Consider the following 6,400-nt stretch of genomic DNA (forward strand, 5'->3'; position numbering starts at 1 on the left):
CTGAACTTTCAGCCAAAAATAAAGACGAAAGAAGACCTCGGTAACGAGGTTTTTTTTTGGCATAGTGCCTGCTTTAGATCTGCGTGAATATATCGCAAGCAATTTGCGAAAATTCAGCCGTAACTGCGTAATAACTTTGGCGTTTTGCGTGGCGAAGGTTTATACTATGCCGCAGGATTTTTGCAGTAGAAGATGACGTAGATTTTTGGGTGGGCCTTGGGCCCATTTTTTATTTAGGGCGTATAGATGCGACAGGCCCCGGCAAATGTACAGGCTTTAATTGAGCCCGCGGTAGAAACCCTGGGTTACGAACTGGTGGGACTGGAATATTTGTCTCAGGGTAAACATTCACTGTTACGAGTTTATATCGACAGTGAAGATGGCATAACGCTGGATGATTGTGAACGCGTCAGTCATCAAGTGAGCGGATTGCTCGATGTTGAAGATGTGATGCATGGGCACTATAACCTGGAAGTATCGTCACCAGGATTAGACAGACCGCTATTTACCATTGATCATTTTCAACGTTTTAAAGGTCAGCAGGTAAAAGTAAAATTGTCCGTGCCGATTGAAGGTCGGAAAAAATTTAAGGGCACGATTTGCGAGATTAGTGATAACAACGTGATGTTGGAAGTCGATGCCCAGGAAATTGAATTACCGTTTAGTGCAATTGAAAAAGCAAATTTAGTTCCGGAAATTTAGCACTCAAGCAGCGAGAGGCAACAGGAATGAACCATAAAGAAATTTTACTTGTTGTTGATGCAGTGTCCAACGAAAAGGGCATCGGCAGACATATTATATTTGAAGCCATTGAATCGGCTTTGGCGACAGCGAGTAAAAAATTGCATAAAGCGGATATTGACGCGCGTGTTTCGATTGACCAGAAGACGGGCCATTACGAAACATTTCGTCGTTGGCTGGTAATAGCCGACGATGAAGAGCTGGAATTTCCGGACAAGCAAATTTATCTATCCGAAGCCAAAAAAATAAATCCGGATATTGAAGTTGATGGTTATATCGAAGAGCCCATGGAATCAGTAGAGTTCGGTCGTATTGCAGCACAAACCGCCAAGCAGGTCATTGTGCAAAAAGTTCGAGAAGCCGAGCGCGCACGTGTTGTTGAAGCCTACCAGGATCGTGTTGGCGAATTAGTCATGGGTGTTGTAAAGCGTGTCGAAAAGGGCAATGTGACCATCGACCTGGGGGACAATGTTGAGGCGTTGATTCCCAGGGAAGACATGATACCTCGAGAAGCCGTACGCCCGGGTGATCGCTTGCGTGGATTTCTTAAAGAAGTACGCTCTGAAGCGCGTGGACCACAATTATTTATCAGTAGAACAGCACCTGAATTGCTCATTGAGCTGTTCAAGCTAGAAGTACCAGAAGTGGGCGAAGGACTTATCGAGATTTTAGGCGCTGCGCGCGATGCCGGTTCACGAGCCAAGATTGCGGTTAAAACCAATGACCCAAGAATAGATCCCGTGGGTGCTTGTGTGGGTATGCGTGGATCACGTGTTCGTGCTGTATCAAACGAACTTGCAGAAGAACGCGTTGATATTATTTTATGGGATGAGAATTCGGCGCAATTCGTCATTAATGCAATGTCGCCGGCGGAAGCTGTTTCCATTGTCGTCGATGAAGATATGCATTCCATGAACATTGCAGTGGAAGATGATCAGTTATCACAGGCTATTGGTCGGGGTGGACAAAATGTTCGCCTGGCGAGCGATTTAACCGGCTGGGAGCTGAACGTAATGTCAGAATCACAGGCTTCTGAGAAAACCGAAGCCGAGATAGAAGCGGCACAGAAACTGTTTATGGAACAACTGGATGTCGATGAAGAAGTTGCCTCGATTCTGGTACAGGAAGGTTACAGTAGCGTAGAAGAGGTGGCTTACGTGCCGCTGAACGAAATGCTGGAAATCGAAGAGTTCGATGAAGAAATGGTCAATGAATTGCGGAATCGTGCCAAAGACGTTCTGCTAACAAAAGCGTTGGCACAGGAAGAAGAGCTTGAAGCTTCTCAGCCAGCGGAAGATTTATTGAACATGGAAGGTATGGATCCACATCTGGCCTATGTATTGGCCAGCAGAGGTGTGGTGACAATGGAAGATCTCGCAGAACAGTCCGTTGATGAACTGGCTGATATCGAAGAATTGGATGATGAAAAAGCAGCACAGCTCATCATGACAGCGCGAGCCCCTTGGTTTGCGGATGAACAGCAAGGCTAATAACTTGAGGAGTTCTATGCCAGGCGTAAGTGTAAAACAGCTTGCAAGTGTACTGGGTGTACCTGTTGATCGATTGCTGGCTCAACTGAGCAAAGCAGGTTTGCCTATGACCAGTGAAGAAGAGACGGTTAGTGATGACCAGAAAGCGCAATTGTTAAATTTCTTGCGTGATAGTCACGGCAGTACTCAGAAGACCGGGGCACCCAGTAAAATCACTTTAAAGCGTAAAAGCGTTAGTGAGCTAAAACAACCTGTTACTACGGGGCGGGGTGTACGCTCGAAAACGGTTAGTGTGGAAGTGCGAAAGAAGCGCACTTACGTAAAACGCAGCGTGGTGATTGCAGAAGAAGAAGAGCGCCTGAAAACGGAGAAGGAAGCCAAAGAAAAACTTCTCAAGGCCAAGGAAGAGCTGAAGAAGAAGTTAGAGGGCGAGAAACAAAAGGCTATTGAAGCTGCTGAAGCCAAACAGGCTGCCGCCGCAGCAGAAGCAGCCGAAGCGACAACGTTGTCAGTAAAAGGAGCAGCAGAACCAGTAGAAGCTGGAGAGACTGCGGGAGCAGAAAAAGTACCTGTTGCCGAAGCTGAGGAAGCTAAAAAAGGTAAAAAGAAAAAAGAATTTGCTGAAGAAGAAGCTAAGGGCAAGAAGGGTAAAAAACGTAGCGGCAAACAGCTAGCGAAAGAAATGCTAGATGTTGAAGAATTTGAAGAAGAGTTGCTAGAGCCTGAGGAAATGATTCCAGTTGATGAGACTGGTGTTGCCGCGGAAGCTGAAACAAAAGAGCCCAAAGAAGCTGAAGGAAAGAAAGCCAAGCGCGGAAAAGCGGAGAAAGAGGCTGGTAAAGAAACCCGTTACGGGCGCAAAGAACTACATGTTGATTCGGCCAAGGTAGGCCGCCGTAAAAAATCCAAACCCAGGTCCGTGGTTTCTCAGCCGGTGCATGGTTTTGAAAAACCCACAGCACCGATTGTTCGCGAAGTGAGCATTCCGGAAACGATCACAGTTGCCGAGTTAGCGCAGAAAATGAGTGTTAAAGCCGCCGAGTTAATCAAGGTGCTCATGAAACTCGGTAGTATGGTTACTATTAACCAGGTACTGGATCAGGACACCGCAGCCGTCGTTGTTGAGGAGATGGGGCACACGGTCAAATTACTGCGTGCGGATGCGCTTGAAGAAGACCTGGTGCAGGAGGTTTCCCAGGAAGGTGAAACTGTTCAACGCGCACCTGCAGTAACAATTATGGGTCACGTTGACCATGGAAAAACATCTTTGCTGGACTATATTCGTGAATCAAAAGTGGCTGAAGGCGAGGCGGGCGGAATAACACAGCACATAGGTGCCTATCGTGTTGAAACCGGTAAAGGTGCAATTACCTTTCTGGATACACCAGGCCACGCAGCGTTTACTGCCATGCGCGCGCGGGGTGCAAAAGCCACAGATATTGTCATTCTCGTTGTTGCTGCTGACGACGGTGTTATGCCGCAAACCAAAGAAGCCGTGCAACACGCTAAAGCAGCGGAAGTTCCCATAGTAGTGGCGGTTAACAAAATTGATAAAGAAGAGGCGCAACCTGAGCGCGTCAAGCAGGAGCTTGTTGCCGAGGAAGTAGTGCCGGAAGACTGGGGCGGCGATACACAATTTATCGAAGTTTCAGCGAAAACCGGTAAAGGTATCGATGAACTGCTGGATGCTGTGTTACTGCAAAGCGAAATGCTTGAGCTTACTGCAGTCAAAGACGCCCCGGCCCGCGGTGTTGTTATCGAGTCGCGTTTGGATAAAGGCCGCGGCCCAGTTGCAACTGTGCTCGTACAAAGCGGAACTTTGCACAAAGGGGATGTTTTGTTGGCTGGTCAGGAATACGGTCGCGTTAGAGCGCTGCTGGATGAAAATGGTCGACAGTTAGATGAAGCCGGTCCTTCGACCCCTGTGGAAGTATTAGGACTATCCGGTGCTCCTCCTGCTGGTGATGAAGCCATTGGTGTGCCAGACGAGCGCAAGGCACGTGAGGTTGCGTTATTCCGACAAGGGAAGTTCCGCGATGTAAAACTGGCGAAACAACAGGAAGCGAAGCTGGAAAACATGTTCTCCCAGATGGAGGACGGTAAGGTCAACGCGCTAAACCTGGTTATTAAAACCGATGTGCAGGGTTCAGCAGAGGCTTTAACAGATGCCCTGGAAAAATTATCGACTGATGAAGTAAAAGTTAAGATCGTCGCCAGTGGCGTGGGCGGAATTAATGAATCTGATGTGAATTTGGCCATGGCATCAAACGCTGTCATGATTGGATTTAACGTTCGAGCCGACTCTGTTGCCAAACGCCTGATCGAAGAAGAAGGTGTAGACCTGCATTACTATAGCGTGATCTATGACGTTATAGACGAAGTTAAACAATCCCTGTCTGGCATGTTGCAGCCCGAATTCAAGGAAGAAATTATAGGTCTTGCGGAAGTGCGTGATGTATTTCGTTCACCCAAACTGGGTGCAGTTGCCGGCTGCATGGTGGTGGATGGTGTGGTTAAGCGTAGTAATCCCATCCGCGTATTGCGTGATAATGTAGTGATATACGAGGGTGAGCTAGAATCTTTACGGCGCTTTAAAGATGACGTACAAGAAGTGGTCAACGGCAAGGAATGCGGAATTGGTGTTAAAAATTATAATGACGTAAAAGTCGGCGATCATATCGAAGTCTATGAACGCGTCAAAGTTCAACGAACTTTGTGATATACCCCAAAACCTGATGAATGGTCTGAAGTAGAATGGCGCGGGAATTCAATCGTACAGATCGAGTCGCGGACCAAATTCAGCGCGAACTGGCCACACTGATTCAATTTGATGTCAAAGATCCACGTGTGGGAATGGTGACCATTACTGCAGTGGAAGTTTCCAGGGAATTCGAACACGCACGGGTGTTTTTTACGGTATTAGGCGATGAAGCTGTGCGTCAGGCAACTACCGAAGGATTGACGCGAGCAGCTGGCTTTTTAAGACGCGAACTTGCGCATCGATTGAAATTGCGGGCAACACCTGAATTGCAGTTTGTCTACGATCAATCGATTGATAATGCGGCAAAAATGTCTGAGCTCATATCTGCCGCAGTCGGTTCTGACAGCTCATCGAAGACAGATTAATTTTATCCCATCATGTCTTGTTGCTCACAGTCCGGAACTGATCCTGTACTGTCAAATACGAATTCAACAATACTAGTTGTTTAAAGAATAGAGGTTTTGATTGGCAAAGCGTCGTAGTAAAGGTCGGGACATTCACGGCATACTTTTACTGGATAAACCGCAGGGCCTGACCTCAAACCATGCGCTACAAAAGGTAAAACGGTTGTTTAATGCGCGCAAAGCGGGCCATACTGGCAGCCTTGATCCATTGGCGACGGGCATGCTGCCTGTTTGTTTCGGTGAAGCCACAAAAATATCCAATTATCTGCTAAATGCGGATAAACGATACGTTGCCGACTGTAAACTGGGGCAGCGTACTGACAGTGCTGATGCAGATGGCAACATTATTGCCACCCGGCCAATCGAGAATATCAGCGAACGACAGGTTAGAGAGGTATTAGAGCAATTTGTGGGCGACCTGCAGCAAGTGCCTCCCATGCACTCAGCGATTAAGCAGGATGGTGTCCCATTGTACAAGTTGGCTCACCAGGGAATCGAGGTGCAGCGTGAGGCCAGAAGTATCACTGTTTACCACATAGAATTGATTAAGTTCGATAAAGATATACTGGAACTTGATATAAGTTGTTCAAAAGGTACTTACATTCGTACCTTAGCCGATGATATCGGTGAAGCGCTGGGCTGTGGTGCTCATATTACCGCATTACGCCGATTGCAGGTCGGAATTTTTGAAAACTCAAAAATGTACACGCTGGATGAACTGAATGCTCTTAAAGAACAAGATGTTACAGCGCTGGACCAGACGCTGCTTCCCATTGACGCTGGGCTGAAAGACTGGAAAGAGGTTCGGTTAACGCCAGATGCGGCGTTTTACATTCGCCAGGGGCAGGCAGTTTTCGTTCCTCAGCTTAAAACCGAGGATTACGTTCGATTATATGGCCCGTCCCACGAATTTGTTGGAATAGGCATAGTGCTGGAAGACGGCCGAGTGGCGCCTAAGCGTTTGATGAACTTGGCCTAAATAGGGTAAAATTCGCCCCTCTGAA

At 47.4% G+C, this 6,400-nt stretch carries 5 protein-coding genes; all 5 read left to right on the plus strand.

The annotated features are described in order from the left end of the window. Nucleotides 1-246: 246 nt before the first annotated feature. The 5 genes from rimP to truB all read left to right on the plus strand — a co-directional run bounded on the left by rimP (nt 247) and on the right by truB (nt 6,375). Nucleotides 247-702 carry a ribosome maturation factor RimP gene (rimP, locus tag ACWVCM_RS14570; protein ID WP_455202490.1) on the plus strand — a complete coding sequence of 152 codons (456 nt, stop codon included), beginning with the start codon at nt 247-249 and terminating at the stop codon, nt 700-702. A 26-nt stretch (nt 703-728) separates the two neighbouring features. Next, nucleotides 729-2,231, plus strand: coding sequence for a transcription termination factor NusA (gene nusA / locus ACWVCM_RS14575; protein ID WP_455202491.1), 1,503 nt, complete (start codon nt 729-731; stop codon nt 2,229-2,231). 16 nt (nt 2,232-2,247) lie between these two features. Beyond that, the gene (gene infB / locus ACWVCM_RS14580) at nt 2,248-4,950 is read left to right on the plus strand and encodes a translation initiation factor IF-2 (RefSeq protein WP_455202492.1); all 2,703 of its coding nucleotides are present in this window, start codon (nt 2,248-2,250) and stop codon (nt 4,948-4,950) included. A 35-nt stretch (nt 4,951-4,985) separates the two neighbouring features. Further along, nucleotides 4,986-5,357 carry a 30S ribosome-binding factor RbfA gene (gene rbfA, locus ACWVCM_RS14585; RefSeq protein WP_455202493.1) on the plus strand — a complete coding sequence of 124 codons (372 nt, stop codon included), beginning with the start codon at nt 4,986-4,988 and terminating at the stop codon, nt 5,355-5,357. 100 nt (nt 5,358-5,457) lie between these two features. Further along, nucleotides 5,458-6,375 carry a tRNA pseudouridine(55) synthase TruB gene (truB, locus tag ACWVCM_RS14590; protein WP_455202494.1) on the plus strand — a complete coding sequence of 306 codons (918 nt, stop codon included), beginning with the start codon at nt 5,458-5,460 and terminating at the stop codon, nt 6,373-6,375. Nucleotides 6,376-6,400 lie beyond the last annotated feature (25 nt).

The organism is Kaarinaea lacus (genome assembly GCF_975902315.1).

Bases quoted from the DNA above. Each gene is read 5' to 3' on its own strand.
- rbfA (WP_455202493.1), top strand. From the start codon at position 4,986: ATGGCGCGGGAATTCAATCGTACAGATCGAGTCGCGGACCAAATTCAG.
- nusA (WP_455202491.1), top strand. From the start codon at position 729: ATGAACCATAAAGAAATTTTACTTGTTGTTGATGCAGTGTCCAACGAA.
- infB (WP_455202492.1), top strand. From the start codon at position 2,248: ATGCCAGGCGTAAGTGTAAAACAGCTTGCAAGTGTACTGGGTGTACCT.
- rimP (WP_455202490.1), top strand. From the start codon at position 247: ATGCGACAGGCCCCGGCAAATGTACAGGCTTTAATTGAGCCCGCGGTA.